25 protein-coding genes are annotated in these 21,919 nt (G+C 31.1%); 20 read left to right on the top strand and 5 right to left on the bottom strand.

The window, feature by feature from the left end; all coding sequences use genetic code 11:
* Positions 1–4 precede the first annotated feature (4 nt).
* Positions 5–406 carry an Hsp20/alpha crystallin family protein gene (locus tag NZ841_04960; protein ID MCS7202106.1) on the bottom strand — a complete coding sequence of 134 codons (402 nt, stop codon included), beginning with the start codon at positions 404–406 and terminating at the stop codon, positions 5–7.
* A gap of 188 nt (positions 407–594) precedes the next feature.
* Between NZ841_04960 and NZ841_04955 the strand changes: the two genes are divergently transcribed.
* Positions 595–1,899, top strand: coding sequence for a hypothetical protein (locus tag NZ841_04955; protein MCS7202105.1), 1,305 nt, complete (start codon positions 595–597; stop codon positions 1,897–1,899).
* A 57-nt stretch (positions 1,900–1,956) separates the two neighbouring features.
* Here the strand turns inward: NZ841_04955 and NZ841_04950 are convergent, their stop codons facing one another.
* The 3 genes from NZ841_04950 to rsmG all read right to left on the bottom strand — a co-directional run bounded on the left by NZ841_04950 (position 1,957) and on the right by rsmG (position 4,210).
* Entirely contained in the window at positions 1,957–2,271 is a 315-nt protein-coding gene (locus NZ841_04950) for a metalloregulator ArsR/SmtB family transcription factor (GenBank protein ID MCS7202104.1), read from the bottom strand.
* 73 nt (positions 2,272–2,344) lie between these two features.
* The gene (locus NZ841_04945; protein MCS7202103.1) at positions 2,345–3,463 is read right to left on the bottom strand and encodes a GNAT family N-acetyltransferase; all 1,119 of its coding nucleotides are present in this window, start codon (positions 3,461–3,463) and stop codon (positions 2,345–2,347) included.
* A gap of 36 nt (positions 3,464–3,499) precedes the next feature.
* On the bottom strand, positions 3,500–4,210 hold the full coding sequence (rsmG, locus tag NZ841_04940) for a 16S rRNA (guanine(527)-N(7))-methyltransferase RsmG (protein MCS7202102.1): 711 nt from the start codon (positions 4,208–4,210) through the stop codon (positions 3,500–3,502).
* 142 nt (positions 4,211–4,352) lie between these two features.
* On the opposite strand from rsmG, the gene NZ841_04935 reads away from it, so the two are divergent.
* Genes NZ841_04935 through hisIE form a run of 9 tightly spaced genes read left to right on the top strand, consistent with a single transcriptional unit; the run spans position 4,353 to position 11,546 of the window.
* The gene (locus NZ841_04935; protein MCS7202101.1) at positions 4,353–5,342 is read left to right on the top strand and encodes an ATP phosphoribosyltransferase regulatory subunit; all 990 of its coding nucleotides are present in this window, start codon (positions 4,353–4,355) and stop codon (positions 5,340–5,342) included.
* Entirely contained in the window at positions 5,339–5,986 is a 648-nt protein-coding gene (gene hisG, locus NZ841_04930; protein MCS7202100.1) for an ATP phosphoribosyltransferase, read from the top strand. The genes NZ841_04935 and hisG overlap by 4 nt, the downstream gene beginning before the upstream one ends.
* Positions 5,964–7,229 (top strand): histidinol dehydrogenase, encoded by a 1,266-nt coding sequence (gene hisD / locus NZ841_04925; GenBank protein ID MCS7202099.1) that lies wholly within the window; start codon positions 5,964–5,966, stop codon positions 7,227–7,229. Before hisG ends, hisD begins: the two co-directional genes overlap by 23 nt.
* Before the next feature lie 2 nt (positions 7,230–7,231).
* The gene (gene hisC / locus NZ841_04920; GenBank protein MCS7202098.1) at positions 7,232–8,296 is read left to right on the top strand and encodes a histidinol-phosphate transaminase; all 1,065 of its coding nucleotides are present in this window, start codon (positions 7,232–7,234) and stop codon (positions 8,294–8,296) included.
* Positions 8,277–8,837, top strand: a complete 561-nt coding sequence (gene hisB / locus NZ841_04915) for an imidazoleglycerol-phosphate dehydratase HisB (GenBank protein MCS7202097.1) — start codon at positions 8,277–8,279, stop codon at positions 8,835–8,837. The genes hisC and hisB overlap by 20 nt, the downstream gene beginning before the upstream one ends.
* A complete protein-coding gene (gene hisH / locus NZ841_04910; protein MCS7202096.1) occupies positions 8,834–9,451 on the top strand; it encodes an imidazole glycerol phosphate synthase subunit HisH in 618 nt (205 codons plus the stop codon). The genes hisB and hisH overlap by 4 nt, the downstream gene beginning before the upstream one ends.
* Positions 9,429–10,157, top strand: a complete 729-nt coding sequence (locus tag NZ841_04905; GenBank protein MCS7202095.1) for a HisA/HisF-related TIM barrel protein — start codon at positions 9,429–9,431, stop codon at positions 10,155–10,157. Before hisH ends, NZ841_04905 begins: the two co-directional genes overlap by 23 nt.
* Positions 10,151–10,909 carry an imidazole glycerol phosphate synthase subunit HisF gene (gene hisF / locus NZ841_04900; GenBank protein ID MCS7202094.1) on the top strand — a complete coding sequence of 253 codons (759 nt, stop codon included), beginning with the start codon at positions 10,151–10,153 and terminating at the stop codon, positions 10,907–10,909. Before NZ841_04905 ends, hisF begins: the two co-directional genes overlap by 7 nt.
* Positions 10,902–11,546 (top strand): bifunctional phosphoribosyl-AMP cyclohydrolase/phosphoribosyl-ATP diphosphatase HisIE, encoded by a 645-nt coding sequence (hisIE, locus tag NZ841_04895; GenBank protein ID MCS7202093.1) that lies wholly within the window; start codon positions 10,902–10,904, stop codon positions 11,544–11,546. Before hisF ends, hisIE begins: the two co-directional genes overlap by 8 nt.
* Here the strand turns inward: hisIE and NZ841_04890 are convergent.
* Positions 11,524–13,455 carry a penicillin-binding protein 1A gene (locus NZ841_04890; GenBank protein MCS7202092.1) on the bottom strand — a complete coding sequence of 644 codons (1,932 nt, stop codon included), beginning with the start codon at positions 13,453–13,455 and terminating at the stop codon, positions 11,524–11,526. The genes hisIE and NZ841_04890 overlap by 23 nt on opposite strands.
* A 58-nt stretch (positions 13,456–13,513) precedes the next feature.
* Here NZ841_04890 and rapZ point away from each other — a divergent pair, with 58 nt between their 5' ends.
* The 10 genes from rapZ (at position 13,514) to NZ841_04840 (ending at position 21,917) form a co-directional block, all read left to right on the top strand.
* Positions 13,514–14,398, top strand: coding sequence for an RNase adapter RapZ (gene rapZ, locus NZ841_04885; GenBank protein MCS7202091.1), 885 nt, complete (start codon positions 13,514–13,516; stop codon positions 14,396–14,398).
* Position 14,399: 1 nt separating this feature from the next.
* Positions 14,400–15,356 carry a YvcK family protein gene (locus NZ841_04880; GenBank protein MCS7202090.1) on the top strand — a complete coding sequence of 319 codons (957 nt, stop codon included), beginning with the start codon at positions 14,400–14,402 and terminating at the stop codon, positions 15,354–15,356.
* A gap of 59 nt (positions 15,357–15,415) precedes the next feature.
* Positions 15,416–16,609: a phosphoglycerate kinase gene (locus tag NZ841_04875; GenBank protein ID MCS7202089.1), complete on the top strand. Its 1,194-nt coding sequence runs from the start codon at positions 15,416–15,418 to the stop codon at positions 16,607–16,609.
* Between the two features lie 24 nt (positions 16,610–16,633).
* Positions 16,634–16,990, top strand: coding sequence for a roadblock/LC7 domain-containing protein (locus NZ841_04870; GenBank protein ID MCS7202088.1), 357 nt, complete (start codon positions 16,634–16,636; stop codon positions 16,988–16,990).
* 15 nt (positions 16,991–17,005) lie between these two features.
* Complete coding sequence (tpiA, locus tag NZ841_04865; protein MCS7202087.1) at positions 17,006–17,755, top strand: triose-phosphate isomerase; 750 nt, start codon at positions 17,006–17,008, stop codon at positions 17,753–17,755.
* A 25-nt stretch (positions 17,756–17,780) separates the two neighbouring features.
* Positions 17,781–17,999, top strand: coding sequence for a preprotein translocase subunit SecG (gene secG, locus NZ841_04860; GenBank protein ID MCS7202086.1), 219 nt, complete (start codon positions 17,781–17,783; stop codon positions 17,997–17,999).
* A gap of 58 nt (positions 18,000–18,057) precedes the next feature.
* Positions 18,058–19,623, top strand: coding sequence for an ABC transporter substrate-binding protein (locus NZ841_04855; GenBank protein ID MCS7202085.1), 1,566 nt, complete (start codon positions 18,058–18,060; stop codon positions 19,621–19,623).
* Between the two features lie 70 nt (positions 19,624–19,693).
* Positions 19,694–20,623, top strand: coding sequence for an ABC transporter permease (locus NZ841_04850; protein ID MCS7202084.1), 930 nt, complete (start codon positions 19,694–19,696; stop codon positions 20,621–20,623).
* Between the two features lie 12 nt (positions 20,624–20,635).
* Positions 20,636–21,517 (top strand): ABC transporter permease, encoded by an 882-nt coding sequence (locus NZ841_04845; GenBank protein ID MCS7202083.1) that lies wholly within the window; start codon positions 20,636–20,638, stop codon positions 21,515–21,517.
* Positions 21,489–21,917: an Asp23/Gls24 family envelope stress response protein gene (locus tag NZ841_04840; protein MCS7202082.1), complete on the top strand. Its 429-nt coding sequence runs from the start codon at positions 21,489–21,491 to the stop codon at positions 21,915–21,917. The genes NZ841_04845 and NZ841_04840 overlap by 29 nt, the downstream gene beginning before the upstream one ends.
* Positions 21,918–21,919 lie beyond the last annotated feature (2 nt).

Raw genomic sequence — 21,919 nt, 5'->3', positions numbered from 1 at the left:
CCTCTTACTTTTTGGGAAGTAAAATCTCTAAAAATCCCTCTTTATATACTGCCTCTGCTTTTTCTGCATCAACAGCACAGGGAAGATGTATTACTCTTTCAAAGGGACCAAAATTTATTTCCATCTGATAGTAGATTTCAGGATTAGAATAGGATCTAACAGGTCTTGTTCCTCTTATAAGAAGTTTATTCTCTTGGAAAGTTAAATCTATATTCTCTTTATTTACCCCAGCAATATCTACTAAAACTACTATTTTATCTTCAGTTTCGTAAACATCAACTGCAGGGATCCATGCACCCCATTGAAAAGGAACCTTACTTCCATGCCTATAAAAACAATCTACTAATCTAAATATTTGACTTCTGAAATACTCATCTTCTTTCATAAAGATTTCATCCTTTTTCATCTCTGCCTCCATTAATTCTAAGAGTTCTTCTTTTTGATTATATCATTTTATATGACTAAAATCACAAAAAATATGTGACAAAAATCACAGACAAAGAGAATTTTTAAGTTTATATTAAAATCGTAAGAAAAAATTAGAAAATTCTGATAAAATAAAAATGTATAGAAAATTAAAAGGAGGTTTTTAAAATGAGAAATAAATTAATAATTCTCCTTACATTAATTTTCCTCCTGATTCCTGTTTATACCTTAGCTGTGGAAGTTACTGGGGAGTCACTTTTTCCTCTTGCAAAGGATCCAAGAGCCCTGGGTATGGCAGGAGCAATGACTGCCCTTGGTGATTCTCCCACATCTGCAATTTTTAACCCTGCATTAATGGGAGAATATAATAGCTTCTCTTTAAAAGTTGGCTTTGGCTTTTGGCCAGTAGATGAAACGGAATGGAATAACTTTAATAAAATAATGGAATATATAAATATAATTGGGCAACAGGAACCTCCTGATGACGACCTATCTGCAAATACTTTCCTAACAGGATATGCGAATTTAGGAATAGGAAGACTGGGGCTTACAGTTTGGGGAGATGCTAATTTAAATGTTGAATATTATAAATTTACTAATTATAATTATAATTATAATACTACAGATCCTACCCATACTGTTATAAAAGGAAATATATGGTTTTTTGCTCCACTAAATCTTAATGGTGCATTAACTTTGGGTCTTCCTATTATTAATTTGGGAAATATGAAACTAAATATTGGAGCAAATTTAAGAGTAAATGTTTTTGGGGTAGAACACCAAGGTATAGCAACCCAGGTAAATGGTGCTGGATTATTATATGGGGGATATATTAAGGGGGGAGACTACTATGGATATACCGCATATAATTATCTAGATCGTACAAAAAATATGTGGAATATTAGAAATTGGGCAATAGATCTTGGAGCATATTTAAAACTTTCAGATAATTTTGCCCTTGGAATATCCGCTCAGAATGTTTATGCTAAATGGATCGGTGGAGAGTATTATTGGGAAGAAGAGATGGGATACTTTTCTCCAACATATGATAATTATGGAAATTTAACTGGTGTTAATTATACTTATAGTTCTTCTGTAGACTCAGGTTCTCTCTCTCCTGAAGAAATAGAAGTTGAATTTGATATCCCCCCTCTAACTCTCAAGGCGGGAGCTTTATTAAAACTTCCTGTTCTTTCCACAAGGATTGCTTTTGATGTAGATTTAGATAAAAACTTCCAGCCTACGTTATATAAACTTGGAATAGAACAGCCTTTACTATTCTTAACAGTAAGAGGCGGTGCAATATTGGATACTAATTTCCAACCTAAATGTTTCACTGTTGGTGCAGGAATAAACTTATTATTCTTAAGAGTAGATGCAGGATTAGGATATCAAGCGGAAGGTTCCTTTATGGAAACAATACAGAATACAATGCCTTTAGTGGCTTCTTTCTCTGGCTCCATCCAATTCTAAAACCAAAAAAGGAGGGACCGGTTAACCCCCTTCTCCGGTCCCTCTTCCAAAAATGAATTATTTTACTGGAGTTCTATAGCGAATTTTATAAACTAATTTTAATAATTCCATTACATCATCACTGGCAAGAGAATAAAAAACATGCTGTCCACTTCTTCTCTTTTTCAAAAGTCCTAAGTTATAAAGATCTTTTAAATTTTGAGAAGTATTTGCAAAGGATGCATTAACTTCCTTTGCAATTTCTCCAGCACTTTTCTCTCCATCAGAGAGAGTACAAAGAATGTGAACTCTTACAGAACTTGAAAGAGATTTGAAAACATCAGCTAGTCCTTCACATTCTTCTGACGTTAAATATTTTTTCTCCTTATTCATATCCTCTTACACCTCTTTTTTTAATTTTTTAATAACTCTATACAGTATAAGATAAAATAAGTATTTGTCAAGTCTAAATATTTTTTCCATATATTGCAAATTTTTTATAAGGAATACCTCCAGCACTTTCTGCTTCTTTACACATTTTTAAGTTATTAATATTTATTGTAGATCCCTCTGCAAAGTCATAACCTAAACTTCTTGCATATTTTAACAATTCCACAAATAATGCAGCGGGAATTCCTTTTGATTGATGTTCTGGTAATACAAAGGCTAAGAAAACTCTTGCTCTATTTATTTTTCTTTTGTACCATAGGAATTTTAATAAACCAAAAGGAAATAATTTTCCATTCAGTCTCTTAAGAACTTGATTATAGTCAGGAATAGCTACTGCAAATCCTACTGGCTCATCCTTTATCCATGCCATTTGAACAAAGTTAGGGGGTATAAAGTTTTTTAACTCTTTTGCTAAAGAAATCATTTCTTCTTCTGTGGGAGGAATTAAGTAATCATATTCTATTGGAATCTCTGCTCTTTCAATGATATATTGCAAAGCCTTTGCTTCTCTCTCAATCTTTGAATAGTCCGCAGGTCTTGTTACAAATCCATACTTTTTCTTCGCATACTCTATGAGCTTTATAGCATTATCTAAGGGAAGAGATTTCAGATTATATTTAAAGGCTAAAAACACATGATCTCTTTTAAATCCATAATTTTCAAAAAGATCCACATAATATGGAGGATTATAGGTTGTATAAATTAAAGGTGGATCTTGAAAATTTTCTATAAGCATTCCTCTAAAGTCATCCCCATTTGTTGGTGAGACAAAAGCTGATACGTATTTTATTTTTCTGTCTTTTAGCCACAATATAGCCTTGTCCAGCAATTTAAAAGCAACATTTTGATCATTAATACATTCAAAAAGGGTTATATATCCGTCTTGTTTATTTCTGAGTTTATTTAACTTTTCGTCAATTCCGACAGCTAATCTCCCAACTACTTCTTTTCCCTCGTAGGCTAATAAAAAGGTATGAGGTCCACTTTGAAAGAGAAGGCTTCCTGGTCCTTCAATAATTTTTTTCATTTCGCTAATCAAAGGAGGAACCCATAAAGGATCATTTTTATATAATTTGAAAGGAAACATAATAAAATCATTTTTTTGCTTTTTGCTTTTGACCTCTACAATTTCCATTTTTTTCAGTCTCCTTTTTTAAATTTATTTGTAAGATTATATCATGCGTTTTGGATCTAAAGGTCTTTTTTCAGGTATTCCAGGTTTTCGAGGATAATTTTCAGGAGTTTTTTTAATTTTTCTAAATACAATAAGCATTCTATTCAAATCGTCTAATTTAAAGCTTATTACCTTTTCCCATTTTGCTCCTAGGATTTCTGAAATCTTAACTGATTTTTCCCATTCAATAAAATTCTTGTCTCCTGTTTGTGCTAAAAAAATCTTATTTAGTTTTACAAAAGGTATGGTATATTCTAAAACTATATTGGGTTTTGCTACCCCTCTTGCTAAAACTAAATCATAGCTTTCTCTATAATTTTCTTTTTTTGCAAGATTTTCTGCTCTATCCCATACAATTTCAACATCTTTCAATTCTAAATTATTTATCAATTCTTTAAGAAATTCTACCTTTTTTTTCTGGGATTCTAAAAGAGTTAGCTTCCAAGAGGGAAAAATTATTTTCAAGGGAATTCCTGGAAATCCTGCTCCCGTTCCCACATCAATTACTCTTTCAATTTCTTCGTCTTTCAAAGCTAAGCTGCATGATAGAGAATCAATAAAATGCTTTAAGATTATCTCCTCTTCTTTCTCGATAGATGTTAAGTTTATTTTTCTATTCCATAGCATTAAATTTTCTAAATATTTATAGAATAATTCTTCCTGTAACGGTGAAGAATAAATCCCCAAAATTTCTAATTTTTTTCTCAAAAACTTAGAAAATTCTTCTTTCTCCATTTTTTATTCAGTCTAAAAAAATAGAAAATTATTGTCAAGGAAAAACTTGACAAAAAAATTAAATCATATATAATTTAGCTTGTTAATACTTTAAAGAACTAAAGAAGAATTAAAAATGATAGAGAAAATAATAAGAAATACTTTAGAGAAATGGGGATATTGGGAGATTAAAGTTCCAATACTAGGAGACTTTTCTCTTTGGGAAGGAGATAATATTGTAAAAATTATAGATAGAAAAGGAAGAATTTGTGCATTAAGACCTGAGATTACTTCTTTGGTTATTCAAAATATAAATTGTGATAATATTCCTACTCGGGTATATTATATGGGTCCAATTTTTACAGTAGATAATGGAGAAATAATAGAAAACTTTCAAATAGGATGGGAACTTATTAGTATTCAAGATGAATGGAGAGATATTGAAGGATTGTTAATAATTTTTGATGTTTTATCAAAATTGAATATAAAAGAATTCATTATAGAAATAAACTCAACAGAAATATGGGATTATATTTGGAAAGATTTAGATGGAGAGAAAATTGACAGATGTAAAAAATATCTAATAAAAAAAGATTATGTAAATTTAATTAGAGAGATCTCTTTAGAAAACGAAAATATAGTTAAAGATGTAAAGAATTTTATCTTTTATCCTAATAGGGATATTGAAAATCTAGAATTAAAAACTCTAATAGAAAAACTACATAATTTTAAGAAGAAGCTTGAAAAAATTGGGATAGAGAAAGATAAAATAGTTATTTCACCTATGTTATTTAGACCTTTCGATTATTATAAAGGTTTAATCTTCCAAGTCTATTTAAAAGAATTGAAAACTCCATTAGGGGGAGGAGGAAGCTATATCCAATATAATAGGAAGGGTGAAAAAATCTATGGAATTGGTTTTGCTTTTGTAGAGGAGAAATTGTCATCTATTTTAAAGAATATTGAGGATAATGAGAAAATATTTATAGGAGATAAAGAAAAATATATTGAATATTATGAAATTTTAAGAGAAGAAAGAGAAAAATGTAATAAAGTAGTATTTATTCCTTATATTGAAAATATAGAAATTGAAAAATTAAAAGGAGAGATTATTTTTCTAACATGAATTTAAAAATTGCAGTCCCTACAGGAAGATTGCTTATTGAAAGTTTAAGGTTTCTAAAGAATTTTGATAAAAATTTACCTGAACCTTCTCAAGTGTTTCGTAAATTGATATTACAAGGAGATAAGTTTGAGGTTTTCTTGGTTAAACCTCTTGATATTCCTACGTATGTGGAAGAGAAAATTACAGATCTTGGAATTGTGGGTAGAGATATTATAGAAGAAAAAACAAATAAAATAACAATTTTAAAAAAATTGAATTTTGGAAATTGTAAAATGGTTATTGCAAGTTATCCCCATTGGGAGCTTTTGAAGGATGAGGTAGTTTATGTATCTACAAAATACCCAAATATTGCAGAGAAATATTTAAAGAAGAGATGGAAAGGAATAAATTTTAAAGTTATAAAATTAAATGGTTCTGTTGAACTTGCCCCTTTTGCAAAAATTTCATCTTGTATTATAGATCTAGTTGAGACTGGAAATACTCTAAAAGAAAATGGCTTAGTTATAAAAGAGGTTCTTTTTGAATCCTATGCTTGTTTAATAGCCAACGATGTTAGTTTTGTATGGAGGAGAAATGAAATATTGGAATTTTTGAAACAGATAGAAACCTTGGAGGAAAAAGATGATAAGAGTAATAGATTATGAAGAATTTAAAAAAATTAATATAGAAAAAGCAAGAATGGAATGGGAAGAGGAAATTGAAAAGGAAGTAAGAGAGATATTGAAAGAGGTTAAAGAAAAAAAAGATAAGGCTCTCATTGAGTTAACAAAAAGATTTGATGGAATAGATTTAAGTGAAAAAGGGTTTAAATTAGATTTAGAGAAGATTAAAATAGAGGAAATAAAGGTTAAAGAAGAGTTCAAAAAATCTATAAATGAGATGATTAAGAGAGTTGAAGATTATTACAGAAGAGAAAGTTTGAATTCCTGGTTTTATATGAATCCTAAAGGAAGTATATTAGGTCAAATTTTGAGACCTATAGAAAAAGTTGGAATATATATTCCAGGAGGAAAAGCAGATTATCCTTCATCAATAGTAATGTCAGTTATTCCTGCAAGAATTGCAGGTGTAGAGAAAATTTATATAACAACTCCTCCAAGAGAAAGATTTAATGAAAGCTTTTTATACACCTTGAAAATTTTAGATATAGATGAAATTTTTACTATAGGTGGAGCTCACGCTATTTTTGCTTTTGCCTATGGAACAGAGTCTATTCCCAAGGTAGATCTAATTATAGGACCGGGAAATATTTATGTTGCCATGGCAAAAAAATTGGTTTTTGGAGAAGTAGGAATAGATGGAATAAATGGTCCTAGTGAGATTGCTCTTTGGGTTAAAGATGAAAATTTTAATATTAAAAAAATTATTTGTGATTTTCTAGCTCAGCTAGAACATTCTCAAAATGATAGAGGATGGTTAATATTAGAGAAGGAGGACAAAATACCATTTATCTTAGATGAGATAAAAAAGGAGTTGAGAGATTCTCCCCGTAAAGAATATATTGAAAATTCCCTAAAAAATAGTTTTATTATTTTGGCAAAAGAAGAAGAAGCGTTAGATGTAATAAATGATATAGCGCCAGAACATTTGGAGATAATAAGTAAAGATGCAGAAAAGTATCTTCCTTTTATCAAGAATGCTGGTGCTATTTTTATTAATCATTCTTCAATTTTTGGTGATTTCATTGCAGGTCCTAGTCATATTCTTCCCACAGGAAGAAGAGCTGTATTTTCTTCTGGTTTATGTGTAAATACTTTTTTAAAGAGAATAAGTTTTGTAAAATTAAGTGAAGAAGATATTAAAGATATCTTTGATTATGGTAGTGTTATAGCAAAAGAGGAAGGCTTCTTTATGCACGAAAAGAGTTTAAAAAATTATGGAGACTAAAGATGTGGAGGAATATTATAAATAAGGAATATAAAGGATATAAGGTAGAAGTTAAAGAATTACCTATATGTCTTGCAAGAAACGAAAACCCTTATGATTTACCTTATGAAATTAAAAAGGAAGTTCTTGAAAGATTAATGAGTTTTTCTTGGAATAGATATCCAGATAGTAAAGCTCGAAGTTTAAAGAAAGCTTTAGCTGAGTTTATAGGAATGGAAGAGGAATATTTTCTTTTGGGAAATGGCTCTGGAGAAATAATAAATATAATTGCGAATGCCCTTTTAAAGCCAAAGGATAAGGTAATATTACCTCAACCTACGTTTCCTCTTTATTCTAAGATATTTCTACAAAAGGATGCGGATTTAATATGTATCACACTAAATAAAGAAGACTTTAGTTTTCCATGGAAAATCTTTGAGAATTATATTGATAAGGATATAAAATTAGTAGTTTTTTGTAATCCAAATAATCCTACGGGGAATTTACTACTAAGTTTTGATGATTTAGAAAAATTAAGAGAATTTCAGGGTTTTATAATCATAGACGAAGCTTATTATGAATTCTCTGAGATAACTTTTTTAGAATTTTTAAAAAATTTCCCAAATCTTTTAATCTTAAGAACCTTTTCCAAAGCTTTTTCTTGTGCAGGAATAAGATTGGGATACCTGATGGCAAATCCTGAGATAATAGAATATTTAGAAAATTATAGACTTCCTTATAATTTAAATCTTTTTTCTCAAATTGCAGGAGAAATTGTTTTAAAATACTGGGAATTACTGAAGAAAAGAATTGAAATTATCAAGTCTCAAAGGGAACACTTATATAATGAACTAAAAAAGATTTCAGATTTAAAAGTATATCCTTCTTTTACTAACTTCTTTTTGATAAGAAGTATATTGAAAGAAGACCTAGAAAGACGTTTAAACCAGAAGGGAATTGCAGTAAGAGATTTTAGTAAAGAAATGCTTCTAGAAAATACTTTAAGAATTACCGTGGGAAATGAAGATGAGAATAGACAATTCTTAGAATGTATATACGAGGTGATAAATGAGAAAGGCAGAAATTGAAAGAGAAACAAAGGAAACAAAGATAAAGTTAATTTTAGATTTAGATGGTGATGGAAAAATAGAGGGTGAATTTCCTATCCCTTATTGGAAGCATCTTCTTGAAACTCTTATCTTCTATTCTTCTTTTAATTTAGAAATAAATGCAAAGGGAGATCTAGAAGTTGATCACCATCACCTTATAGAAGATTTAGGTTTGACTCTTGGGATGGCTTTGAAAAATGCATTGGCTAACTCCAATTTTAAAAGATTTTCTCATCAGATTCTTCCTATGGATGACGCTTTAATTTTAATAGCTATTGATATTAGTGGAAGGCCTTATTTAGGATGGAAAGATGAGATTAGAAAAGAAGGTAATGATCTAATAAAGGAATTTTTAAGGGCTTTTGTAAATGAATCAAAAATTACTTTACATGTAAATATAGTCTCAGGAGAAAATTTACATCATATTCAAGAAGCAATATTTAAAGCTTTAGGTTTAGCTTTAAAAGAAGCAACAAGAATGGAAGAAAGAATACCATCAACTAAAGGAAAGATATTATGATAGTAATTATCGATTATGGAGGAGGAAATCTTTTTAGTATTTTAAAAGCTTTAGATTTTTTGAAGGTTAAAGCTACAGTATCTTCAAATCCAAGGGATTGGGAGAAGGGAAGAGCACTAATATTTCCTGGACAGGGTAGTTTTTCTCAAGCTATAAATTCCTTGAGAGAAGGTAATAAAATTAATATATTAAAACAATTGATTAAAGTTAAACCTTATTTAGGAATATGTTTAGGAATGCAAATTCTTTTTGAGGAAAGTGAAGAAGCTATTGGAAAGAAAGGGCTCAATCTCTTTTCAGGAAAGGTTTTAAAATTGAAAAGTAAGAAATTGCCTCATTTAGGTTGGAATCAGGTAAAAATAAGAAAGGATTCTATTCTCTTTAAGGGAATTAAGGATAATTCCTTTTTTTATTTTGTCCATTCTTATTATGTAGATGTAATAGAAAAAGATATAGTAGTTGGAGAAACTTTTTATGATGAAAAATTTCCTTCTGTAATCGAAAAAGATTCAATTTTTGGTGTTCAATTTCATCCTGAAAAAAGTAGTTTTTGGGGATTAAAGTTATTAAAAAATTTTTTAGATTATATTTATGATTATTCTTCCTGCAATTGATTTATTTCAGAGAAAAGTTGTTAGGATGGAAAGAGGAGAAGAAAAAAGTATTATTCTTCAAATTGATAATCCTTGTGATTTAGCTCTTTTTTGGTATAAAAAGGGGGCAAAGGCACTTCATCTTGTGGACTTAGAAGGAGCAATCCGAGGTGAAGAAACTAACGTGGATCTTATAGAAAGAATCATAAAAAATACACCAATTCCTATAGAAGTAGGAGGAGGTATTCGTTCTATTGAAAAAATTCAAAAAATTTTATCCTTTGGAGCATGGAGGGTTATTATAAGTAGTTTCTTAAAAGAAGATTTAAGCTTTCTTAAGAATTTAAAGGAAAAATTTCAGGAGAAAATTATTCCTAGCATAGATTGGAAAAATAGGAAGATATCAATAAAAGGATGGAAAGAAGAAATTCCTTGGGAGGAAATTAAAGTAAAGTTGGAGCATTTGGATTTTAAAGAAATTATTTTTACTGATATCTCTAGAGATGGAACATTAAAGGGTATAGATAAAGATCTAATTTCCTTTATTTTAGAAAATACGAGTTTTTATTTATGGATTGCTGGTGGTATTAGTTCTCTAGAAGACTTAATAAAGCTCAAGGAATTAAATATTAAATATAATAACAGGATAAAAGGTGTAATTATAGGGAGAGCACTTTTAGAGGGAAGAATAGATTTTAAGGAGGCAGAAAGAATTCTACTATGTTAGCTAAAAGAATTATTCCCTGTCTAGATACTATAGGAGAATACGTAGTAAAGGGGAGGAGTTTTGAAAATCTTGAGACCATAGGATTAGCAGTGGATTTTGCAAGAAAATATGAGAAAGATGGAGCGGATGAGTTAGTTCTTTTAGATATAACCGCAACTTTGGAAAGTAGGAAAACTTTTTTAAAATTAGTAAGAGAAGTTGCGAGAGAACTTTTTATTCCTCTTACTGTTGGTGGAGGAATTAGAACTATAGAAGATGTGAGGGAGTTGTTAAGAGCAGGAGCGGACAAGGTTTCTATAAATACTTCTGCTGTAAAGGATCCATTATTAATAAATAAAGTAGCAATGGAATTTGGAAGTCAATGTTTAGTTATTGCTATAGATGCTAAGAAAGTAGCTCATAGTAAATGGGAAGTTTATATAAAAAGTGGAAAAGAAGCAACAGGAATTGATTTTAAAGATTGGATAGTTGAAGTTGAAAAAAGAGGAGCGGGAGAAATTCTTCTCACAAGCATAGATGCAGATGGACATAAAAAGGGATATGATTTGGAACTTTTAGAAACTGCAGTAGCATTAACAAATATTCCTGTAATTGCATCAGGAGGTGCAGGAACTCTTGAAGATTTATATAAAGCTTTTGAGATAGGTGTAGATGCAGTTCTTGCTGCATCAATTTTTCATTACGGAAATTATACTATTAGAGAAGTTAAAAATTATTTAGCAGGTAAAGGTATTATTGTGAGGGATGAATAAGAATTTATTAGAATTATTAAAGAATATTAAATTTGATGAAAATGGACTTATTCCCGTAATTGTTCAGGATTATAAAACTGGAAGAGTTTTAATGTTGGCATATATGAATGAGTTTGCCTTGAAAAAAACTCTTGAGACAAAAGAAGCTTGGTATTGGAGTAGAAGCAGAAAAGAGTTATGGCATAAAGGAGAAACATCAGGAAATATTCAAAGGGTTTTAGATATAAAAATTGACTGTGATGGTGATGCTATTTTACTTATTGTGGAACAAAAGGGCAGTGCTTGTCATACAGGTAATTATTCCTGTTTTTATAGAAGTGTAAATAATTTACCTGAAAACTTCTTATTTTATTTAGAAGAGTTGATTAAGGAAAGAAAAGAAACTCTTCCTGAAAATTCTTATACTACAAAACTTTTTAAAGAGGGTTTAGAGAAAATAATGCAAAAAGTAGGAGAAGAATCTATAGAAGTAATAATATCTGGTATGAAAGATGATAAAGAAAGCTTAACATACGAAATTTCTGATCTTATGTATCATCTTTTGGTTGCTTTGATTTCTAGAGATTTATCCTTTAGAGATATAATTGAAGAAATGGTTAGAAGACATAAAAGATCTATGGAGTTAAAGTCTCTGTAGTTTCAACAGTTGAGGTTTGAGTTCCTTCTGATGAGGAATAAAGAAAGTCAAAATCTTTAATTGGTTTGTCTTTCAAAGCATTGGACATAAATTCTTTCCAGATCATTGCGGGGATAAAGCCTCCTACAACATTCTTTGTTTTCGAGTAATCGTCATTTCCTACCCAGACTCCTACGCATAACTCAGGAGTAAAACCAAGAAACCAAGCATCTCTATAATCATCAGTTGTTCCAGTTTTTCCTGCACATGGTCTTCCAATATTTGCTCTTCTACCTGTTCCCTCTGTTATTACTTTTTTCATTATTTTTACTAAAGAAGCTACAACATCTCTATCTAAAACAGGAACTAGTTGGGGTTCATTGTTTAAAAGAATATTTCCTTTACCATCTTCAACTCTTAATATAGAAATTGGAACTATTCGAAATCCTCCATTTGCGAGAACTGTATAAGCACGAGTGAGTTCTAAGAGAGTAACCACTGAGGTTCCTAAGGCTAAGGCTAAACTCGGTTCAAGCTCGCTTTCTATGCCCATTCTTCGGGCATTTCTTATAACCTCGCCTACTCCTACTTCTTCTAAAAGGGAGATAGTCGCGATATTATATGAATATTTAAGGGCTTCTTCCAAGGAAACAGTTCCATGTAATTTATCATCGTAATTTTTAGGTTTCCAAATCTTATTATTAAATTTATATGAAAGTTCTTTTTCTTCCAAAAGATCTGACGATTTAAAACCTCTCTGTAAAGCCGTGAGATAGACAAAGGGCTTAAAAGAGGAACCTGGTTGTCTCATTGCTTGACTAACTCTATCAAATTGACTTTTAGAGTAGTCTAATCCACCAACCCATGCTTTTATATAACCAGTAGAAGGCTCAATAGCGATCAATGCTCCTTGAGAAACATTATATTCCTTTCCATATTTCTGGATAATTTTTCTTAAAGAGTCTTCAGCTATTTTTTGTAAATTTAAATCCAGGGTTGTATACACTTTTAGTCCTCCCTGATAGACCGTATCTTTTCCAAATCTTTTGATTAGTTCTTTTACTACATAATCAAAAAAATATGGAGCAAGGTAACTTGATCTTTTTGGAGGAAGAATTTTTAAGGGAGAATTATAGGCTTTTTTAAATTCCTTTTCACTTATATAGCCTTCATTATATAGCCTTTCTAAAACAATATTTCTCATCAGTTTAGCTCGTTCTGGATTTTTATATGGATTATAGATTTCTGGAGCTGGAAGAATACCTGCTAATAGGGCACTTTCTTCTAAATTTAAGTCTTTTGCAGACTTCCCAAAATAAATTTGAGCTGCTGCTTCTGCTCCATAGGCTCCATTTCCCCAATATACTAGATTAAGATACATCTCTAATATTTCTTGTTTTGTATAATATTTTTCCAGTTTAAGGGCAATATAAATCTCTTGAATTTTTCTTTTTATAGTTCTTTCTAGAGAAAGAAAAAGTAATCTTGCTACTTGCTGAGTTATAGTACTTCCTCCTTGAATTGTTCTATTAGGATCTTTTATTGCTAGAAGATCATTCCATATAGCTCTAATAATTCCTCTTATACTTATTCCAGAATGATTGTAAAAGTTTTCATCTTCTGAGACTACTACTGCTTTTTGTAAGTATGGAGAGATTTTATAAAGGGGAACTATTATTCTGTTTTCCTTATATAACTTTCCTAAAATTTTATTGTCACTGCTATATATAAAAGTGGTTTCATTGGGCCTTAATTCCATCCATTTATCAATGGGAGGAGCATCTTTAATTACTATAGCCACATAAGAAATAGCAATCGCTATGCTTAAAAGCACAAGTATGGTTATAGTAAAAAAAAGACCCTTAAAAATTTTTTTTGTTTTCCCTTCCTTTTTTGTTAAAGGAATTTCATTTATGAACCTTTTTCTCATTTATTCCTCCAAAATACCATCTTTTATTTTATCTTATTTTTATTGTATAATAAATTCCATGAAAGAAAATGATTTTCAACTTATAATTATAACAGGTTTATCTGGAGCAGGGAAATCACAAGCTTTACATATTTTAGAAGATATTGGTTTCTTTTGTGTGGATAATCTTCCTCCTAATCTTATTCCAACTTTAATAGAACTATGTATAAATACTGATGGAAAAATCTCAAAAATTGCTTTAGTTACCGATATTAGAAGCGAAGAGTTTTTACAAAATTTTAAGGATGTATTTGAGAGTCTTCAAAAGTATCATATTAAATACATGCTTTTATTTTTAGAAGCAGATGAGGAGACTTTGGTAAGAAGATATAATGAAACAAGGAGAAGACATCCTCTTGCAAAAGAAGGAATAGGAATACTAGAAAGTATCAAACTAGAAAGACAAAGGCTTGAAGAAATAAGGAGTTTAGCAACTTATATTTTAGATACTAGTAATTTAACACCAAAGTCATTAAAAGAGAAAATTTTAAACTATATTGAAGGCTTAAATTATATTTCCAAGGGACATCTTTTTATTACAATATATTCCTTTGGGTTTAAATACGGAATTCCTTTAGATTCTCATCTTATTTTTGATGTAAGGTTTTTACCAAATCCCTACTATGAGAAGGAATTGAGATTTTTATCGGGAGATTCTCCTAAAGTTAGGGAGTATTTATTAAATCAAAAAGAAACTCATGAATTCTTGAAACATGTAAAAGATTTCTTAAATTTTTTAATTCCTTTATATCAGGAAGAAGGAAAAACCCATTTAAATATTTCCATTGGATGTACGGGGGGAAGACATAGAGCAGTAGTAATTGCGGAACTATTAGCAGAATATCTTTCTTCCAATTATCCTGTAAAGGTTTTTCATAGAGATATTTTAAGAGATACTTTGTGATATGAAAAGGAAATCTCCTGTTGTTACTGTTATTGGTGGTGGAACTGGTTTATCTACTATTCTTAGGGGTTTGAAGAAATATCCTCTGAGATTAAATGCTATTGTAACAGTAAGTGACGATGGGGGAAGTTCTGGAAGGTTAAGCAAAGATCTAGATGTATTACCTCCTGGAGATATAAGAAATTGCCTGGTAGCACTAGCGGATGAAGAAGCATTAATGACAAAATTATTTCAATATCGTTTTAATAATGGAGATCTTAAAGGCCATTCCTTTGGAAATATTTTTTTAGTTGCCATGTCATCGATTCTTGGAGATTTCCTTTTGGGAATTAAAGAAGCAAGTAAAGTTTTGGCAATTAAGGGACAAGTTTTTCCTTCCACATTATGTAAAGTTAAATTGAAAGCAATTTTTGATAATGGAGTGGAGGTTATTGGAGAAACAGCAATTTCTTCATATAAAGAAGGAAGAATTAAAAGATTATCTCTTGTATCTTCTTCTCCTATAACTGCAACTCCAGAAGCAGTAGAAGCTCTTGAAAATTCTGATTTAATAATCATTGGACCGGGAAGTCTTTTCACAAGTATTCTTCCTAATTTATTAATAGATGAAATTAAAAATACTATTAGGAATTTAAAAATACCCAGAATATATATTTGTAATGTTATGACTCAACCTTATGAGACTTCTGGTTTTTCTGCGTCAAATCATTTATCTGCTATAGTGGAGCATCTAGGTTTTGTTCCTGTTGATTATGTAATCGTAAATACAAAGGTTCCCAAAAAAGAACTTTTAGAGAAATATAGAAAATCGGGAGCAGATATTGTTAAAGTTGATCTAGATAATTTAAAAAATTTCAATGTAAAAGTCTTATCTGGAAATTTTATCAGTGAAACTGATTTAGTTAGGCATGACGCGGATAAACTAGCAAAGTTTATATTAACTAAGTTTGTTAAATAATTTTAAGTTTGACAAAAAAATATGTAATTCTATAATATTTAAAGAAAGGAGGAGGAAAGATGCCTAAATTAAGTATTTTGGATTTGAAAGAAGAAGACTTGAAGAATAAAAGAGTTTTAGTTCGGGTCGATTTTAATGTCCCAATGAAAAATGGAGTTATTACTGATGATAGAAGAATAAAGGAAGCTTTACCAACAATTCAATATCTAATAGAAAAACAAGCAAAAGTAATTTTAATGTCTCATCTTGGAAGACCAAAGGGTGTCCAGGATGATTTAAGGTTAGATCCTGTAGCGAAAAGATTAAGTGAACTTTTAGGAAGACCTGTTAAAAAGTTGAATGATTGTATTGGGGAAGATGTAGAAAAAGAAGTGGAAAATATGAAATCAGGAGAAGTTATTCTTCTTGAAAATTTGAGGTTTCATAAAGAAGAGGAAGCTAATGATCCCGAGTTTGCAAAAAAATTAGCAAAACTTGGAGATATTTATGTTAGTGATGCCTTTGGAACAGTCCATAGAGCTCATGCATCAACTGCAGGAGTTGCTCAATATTTACCTGCTTATGCAGGTCTTTTAGTAAAGAAAGAAATAGAAATTATGGGAAAAGCTTTAGAAAGTCCTGAAAGACCTTTTATTTGTATTCTTGGTGGAGCAAAAGTATCTGATAAAATAGGAGTTATCGAAAATCTTCTAGAAAAGGTAGATACTCTTATTATTGGCGGAGGTATGATGTTTACTTTTTGGAAAGCTCAGGGATTTGAAATTGGAAAATCTATCTTAGAGGAGGATAAAGTAGAAATAGCTAAAAAATTTATAAAGACTGCAGAAGAAAAAGGTATAAAACTACTTTTACCTGATGATGCCACAGTTGTTAAAGAAATATCTGAAACAGCAGAAACAAAGGTTAAAAATAAAGGTGAATTCGATCCTGATGATATAGGTGTAGATATTGGACCAAAATCTATAGAAAAATTTGTTAAAGAAATAGAAAAAGGAAAAACAATAATATGGAATGGACCTATGGGAATTTTTGAAATAGATAAATTTGCTGATGGAACAAGGGAGATAGCGAAGGCTATAGCTAATAATAAAAATTGTGTTAGTATTGTAGGTGGTGGGGATACTGCCTCTGCAGTATCGAAATTTGGCTTAGAAGACAAATTTACTCATATATCTACTGGTGGGGGAGCGTCTCTTGAATTCTTAGAAGGGAAGGTATTGCCAGGTATAGCAGTTCTTTTAGAAAAGAAATAATATAAAAATTTATGGGGGGAAGATTTGGCGGATATTAAAGAGATTTTAGAGGAAATTATTAAAACAGAGGGAATTCAAGCTTCAGTTTTGGTAAGCGAAGATGGATTAACTATTGATGGAGTTACGAAAGATTCTACAGATACTGAAGAGGTTGCAGGAGTTGCATCTGGAGGCTTAAAGGTAGCATCAATGATTGGACAAACGTTAGTAAAGGGGAATACGAGGGAAATTCTTATTATTTATGAAGAAGGAGCGATCTTCTTAATGCCTCTAGAGGGAAAACCTGCGGTTTTAGTAGTAGTATCAGCACGAGAAGCAAATTTAGGTAAAATTAGAAATAGTCTAAAAAAAGGCGCATATAAATTAATGAGGATTTTATAAGGAGGAAGAAAAAAATTGAGAAAAAAAATTATTGCTGCAAATTGGAAAATGTATAAAACTACGAAAGATTCTGAAATTTTTTTTAAAGAGTTTTTATCTCTGTCAAATAATTACACTGAGAAAGAAGTAGTAATATGTCCTCCCTTTACATCTCTTTTTTTAGTAAGGGAATTTATAAAAAATACCCCATATAAATTAGGTGCACAAAATCTTTTTTGGGAAAAAGAAGGAGCCTATACTGGAGAAGTTTCTCCTATTATGTTGAAGGATTTAGGATGTGAATATGTGATTGTTGGACATTCTGAAAGGAGACAATATTTTTGTGAAACTGATGAATTAGTAAATAAAAAATTAAAATCTGCTTTTGAAAATGGTCTTACTCCTATTTTATGTGTTGGAGAGAAATGGGAAGAAAGAGAAAGAGGTAAAACAGAAGATGTTATTATAAAACAAATAAATAAAGCGCTAGAAGGTTTGAATAAAGATATGGTTGAGAAACTTGTTATTGCTTATGAGCCTGTTTGGGCTATTGGAACAGGACATTCTGCGAAGGGTGAAGATGCTAATGAGGTTGCTTGTTTAATTAGAAAAATAATTAGCGAAAATTATTCAAAGGATATTGCACAAAAAGTTAGAATTCAATATGGAGGAAGTGTAAATCCCAAAAATATTTCTGAATTCTTATCTCAACCTGAAATTGATGGAGCATTAGTAGGAGGTGCAAGTTTAAATCCTCAAACCTTCTGGGAAATAGTTAAAGTATAATTTTAGTAATAAGGAGAGAGGAGACATGTATACAGTTCTTTTGATTTTTCATTTTTTAATATCTGTAGGTTTAATTTTGGTGATACTTTTTCAATCTGAGGTTGGAGAAGGATTAGGCTTTATTGGTGGTGGCCAATCTGTATTTTTTAAGGCAAAAAGAAGAATGGAAAAAACATTAAAACAGATAACGATTGTTTTGGCGATACTTTTCATGTTAACTTCTACCCTATTATTTTTAATTTGAATGGGAAATGAAGCTTAAAATTTATTTTTCTAAACTAAATTTTGAGGAGGTAAATTTAATGAAGCGTTTTGTAATTGTTCCTTTATTGGTTTTGTTAATCACTTTATTATCTGGAATCTCTTTAGCTCAAGCTCCCCAATATGGTGGGGTTTTAAGAAGGAGTTTAATTAATGATCCTCCAACTTTAGACCCTGCAATGATTACTGATACTGCATCTGACGAAGTAGCAAGACAAATTTTTGATGGTTTAGTAGAGTATGATTCGGAAGGTAGAATTGTTCCTGTTATTGCAAAGAGTTGGAGTATTTCAAAAGATGGCTTAACTTATACCTTCTATTTAAGAGATGATGTTTATTTCCATAATGGGAGAAAGGTAACCGCAGAAGATTTTGTATATTCTATAAAAAGGATTATGGATCCTAAAACTGCATCTCCTCGTGCAAATTTTGCAGAACCCATTAAAGATGTAAAAGCAAAAAGTAAGTACATTTTAGAAATTACCCTCAAAGAGCCCTTTGCTCCTTTTCTTTCTACATTGACTTATTCTTGTTTCTGGGTAGTTCCTAAAGAGGTTGTTGAAAAATTAGGTAAAGATTTTGCTACAAATCCTGTTGGAACTGGCGCCTATATGTTTGAAGAGTGGAAACACGACGTAAAAATAAGATTAAAAGCAAATCTTAAATATTTTAGAGGAAGACCCTATACTGATGCTATTGAATGGTCAATTATTCCCGATGAGCAGGTAGATTTCTTAAATTTTGAAAAGGGATTATTAGATATAACTGGTATTCCTGATACTGAGTGGGATAGAGTTATTAATGATCCAAAATATAAACCATATATTATTAGTAAACCTATTCTTGGAATTTATTATTTAGGATTTAACCTAAAGAAAAAGCCTCTTGATAATAAATATTTGAGATGGGCAATTGCGAGAGCTATAAATAAAGAAGAAATTGTGAGAGTTATTAGAAGGAATAGAGCGGAAGTTGCCTACACAATTCTTCCACCTAACATGCCTGGGTTTAGTAGGGGAATATATAATTGGGCAAAAGAAAATTTAAGTTATAATGTAGAAGAAGCCAAAAAACTTCTTGAAAAGGCAGGATACCCTGGAGGAAGGGGGCTTCCTGAGTTAACGATATTCTATAATACAAGTAGAGCTCATCAAAGAATTATGGAAGCAATTCAAGCTAATTTAGCAGAAATTGGAATTAAAGCTAAACTTCAGAATTATGATTGGGCAGTATATCTTGATTTATTGGATAAGGGTGAGCTTTCTATATTTAGATTAGGATGGGTTGCAGACTACATTGATCCTGATAACTTTTTATGGGTATTATTTAATTCCCAGAATTTTGGTGAAGCAGGAAATCATACTTTCTATAAAAATCCAAAAGTCGATGAATTAACAGATAAAGCAAGAAAAATAACAAACTGGAATGTAAGAGTAAAATACTATAATGAAGCGGAAAGATTAATTTTAGAAGATTTACCTATAATTCCTATATTCTATTATGTATCTCAGCCTATTCATCAACCTTGGGTACATGGATTATATGTGGATCCATTAACAGGTCTTTCTGGGGTGAGATATAGAGTAGTTTGGCTATCAAAAAGATAATAGTTAAAAAGGGAGGTAGGGTTCATAACCTTGCCTCCCTAAATTTTTAGTAAGGAGGAGATAAAAGAAGTTGTATAGATATTTTATTAGAAGATTAATCCAATCAATCCCTGTATTTATAGGAGTATCGCTTATTACTTTCGCTCTATTTTATATAGCTCCAGGGGATCCTGCTCGTTTAATTGCGGGACAAAGAGCAGATCCTGAAGTTTTGGTCCAAATTAGAAAATCGTGGGGTTTAGATCAACCCTGGTATATACAGTATATAAGATTTCTAGGAAGAATAGTTAGACTTGATTTTGGTAGATCCTTTAAAACTAATATACCTGTGTTAGAATCAATATTGGAAAGATTAAAGGCTACTGCTATATTGGCATTATTTTCTTTTATAATTGCAGTAGGAATTGGAGTTTCTGCAGGAGTAATTTCTGCTGTCAAACAATATTCAATTTTTGATTACTCTGCAATGGTAATAGCACTTCTTGGAGTGTCTGCTCCTGTTTATTGGATAGGAATTATACTTTTATTGATATTTGGATTTAAATTAGGATGGTTTCCCTTAGGTGGATATGTGTCAGAATATGGATTAAAAGCTGTAATTTTACCTGCTATTGCCCTTGGGACAAGACCAGCTGCATATTTTGCTCGTCTTTCGAGATCCTCTATGTTAGAAGTAATAAGACAAGAGTATATAATTACTGCTAGAGCTAAAGGAGTACCTGAAAAAATAGTTATTTTCAAGCATGCCTTAAGGAATGCTCTTATACCAGTAGTGACTTATGCAGGAATGGTTATCGGAGATCTTCTTACAGGTGCGGTTCTTACAGAAACTATATTTGCATGGCCAGGATTAGGAAGATTAACAGTTCAAGGAATTCTTGATAGAGATTTACCAGTGATCCAAGGAACTGTTATCTTTATAGCCTTTATTTATATAATAGCAAATTTACTGGTTGATATCTCCTACGCTTTCATTGATCCAAGAATTAGATATGAATAGGAGGTAAGGATCTTGGCCAAAGAAATTGCTTTACAACAAAGTATAAGAAAACCACGGAGTCTATGGAAGATAGCATGGAAAAGACTCGCAAAAAATAAGCTTGCCCTTGTGGGACTTAGTATAGTTATTATAATTGTTATAATTGCGATATTTGCAGACTATATTGCTCCTTATGATCCTTTAAAAGTTGATCTCTCAAAACATTTGTTACCCCCAAGTAGAGAGCATCTATTAGGAACTGATGAGTTTGGGAGGGATATTTTAAGCAGGATTATATTTGGAGCAAGAGTTTCTCTACAGATTGGTTTTTTTGCGCAAGTTATTTCTATTTCTCTTGGAACAGTTCTTGGACTTTTAGCTGGATTTTATGGAGGTTGGGTTGACGATGTAATTATGAGAATTGTAGAAATACTCTTTGCTTTTCCTTTCCTTTTATTTGTAATTGCTGTGGTTGCAGTTTTTGGGCCAGGGATTCAAAATTTATACCTTGCTGTTGCTATTATTGGTTGGGCAGGGGTCGCTCGTATAGTAAGAGGACAGGTATTGAGTTTAAGGGAAAGAGATTTTGTTGCCAGTGCTCGAGCAATAGGAGCTGGTACATGGAGGATTTTATTTAGACATATTCTTCCTAATGCTCTTTCTCCAATAATTATTGAAGCAACCCTTGGTATGGGTGGAATGATAATGTTAGAAGCAGGTTTAAGTTTTTTAGGCTTAGGAGTTCAAGCTCCAACTCCTAGCTGGGGATCTATGGTTCAAGCGGGGTTAGCATATATGCGAAGTGCTTGGTGGTATCCTGTATTTCCTGGGATTGTGATTATGATTATAGTATTTGGTTTTAATTTATTAGGGGATGGATTAAGAGATGCCTTGGATCCAAGACTTTATATTTAAACACGAAAAATCCTATCAGAAGTACTTTACAGGAATAGGTTGGGTAGAAATTTCTGAAAATGCTATCGCAACCTTAGCAAGCTTATCTGCTCTTCAGAGCTATGGAGTTATTGGTATGGCAGCAAGAAATATAGCAGATGGAATTTCAGAACTTCTACATAGAGAAGAACTAGGAAGAGGAGTTCAAGTACGTATTGCGGAAGATGGATTGATAATAGAACTTTATATTATTGTTGCTTATGGAGTAAGAATTCCTGAAGTTGCCCATAATGTTATGGAACGAGTAAAATGGAATTTAGAGAAAACCACAGGACTTACAGTAAAGGAAATAAATGTAAATATTTGGGGTATTCGTCTGATGGAAGAAAAGAAAGAATCCTTTAATTGGGAGGAAGTTTAATT

The sequence above is a fragment of the Dictyoglomus sp. genome (genome assembly GCA_025060475.1).
In the GTDB taxonomy this organism is placed as follows: Bacteria; Dictyoglomota; Dictyoglomia; order Dictyoglomales; family Dictyoglomaceae; genus NZ13-RE01.
The sequence above is the reverse complement of the archived record's forward strand: the minus strand, read 5'-3'. Positions and strand labels throughout refer to the sequence as shown.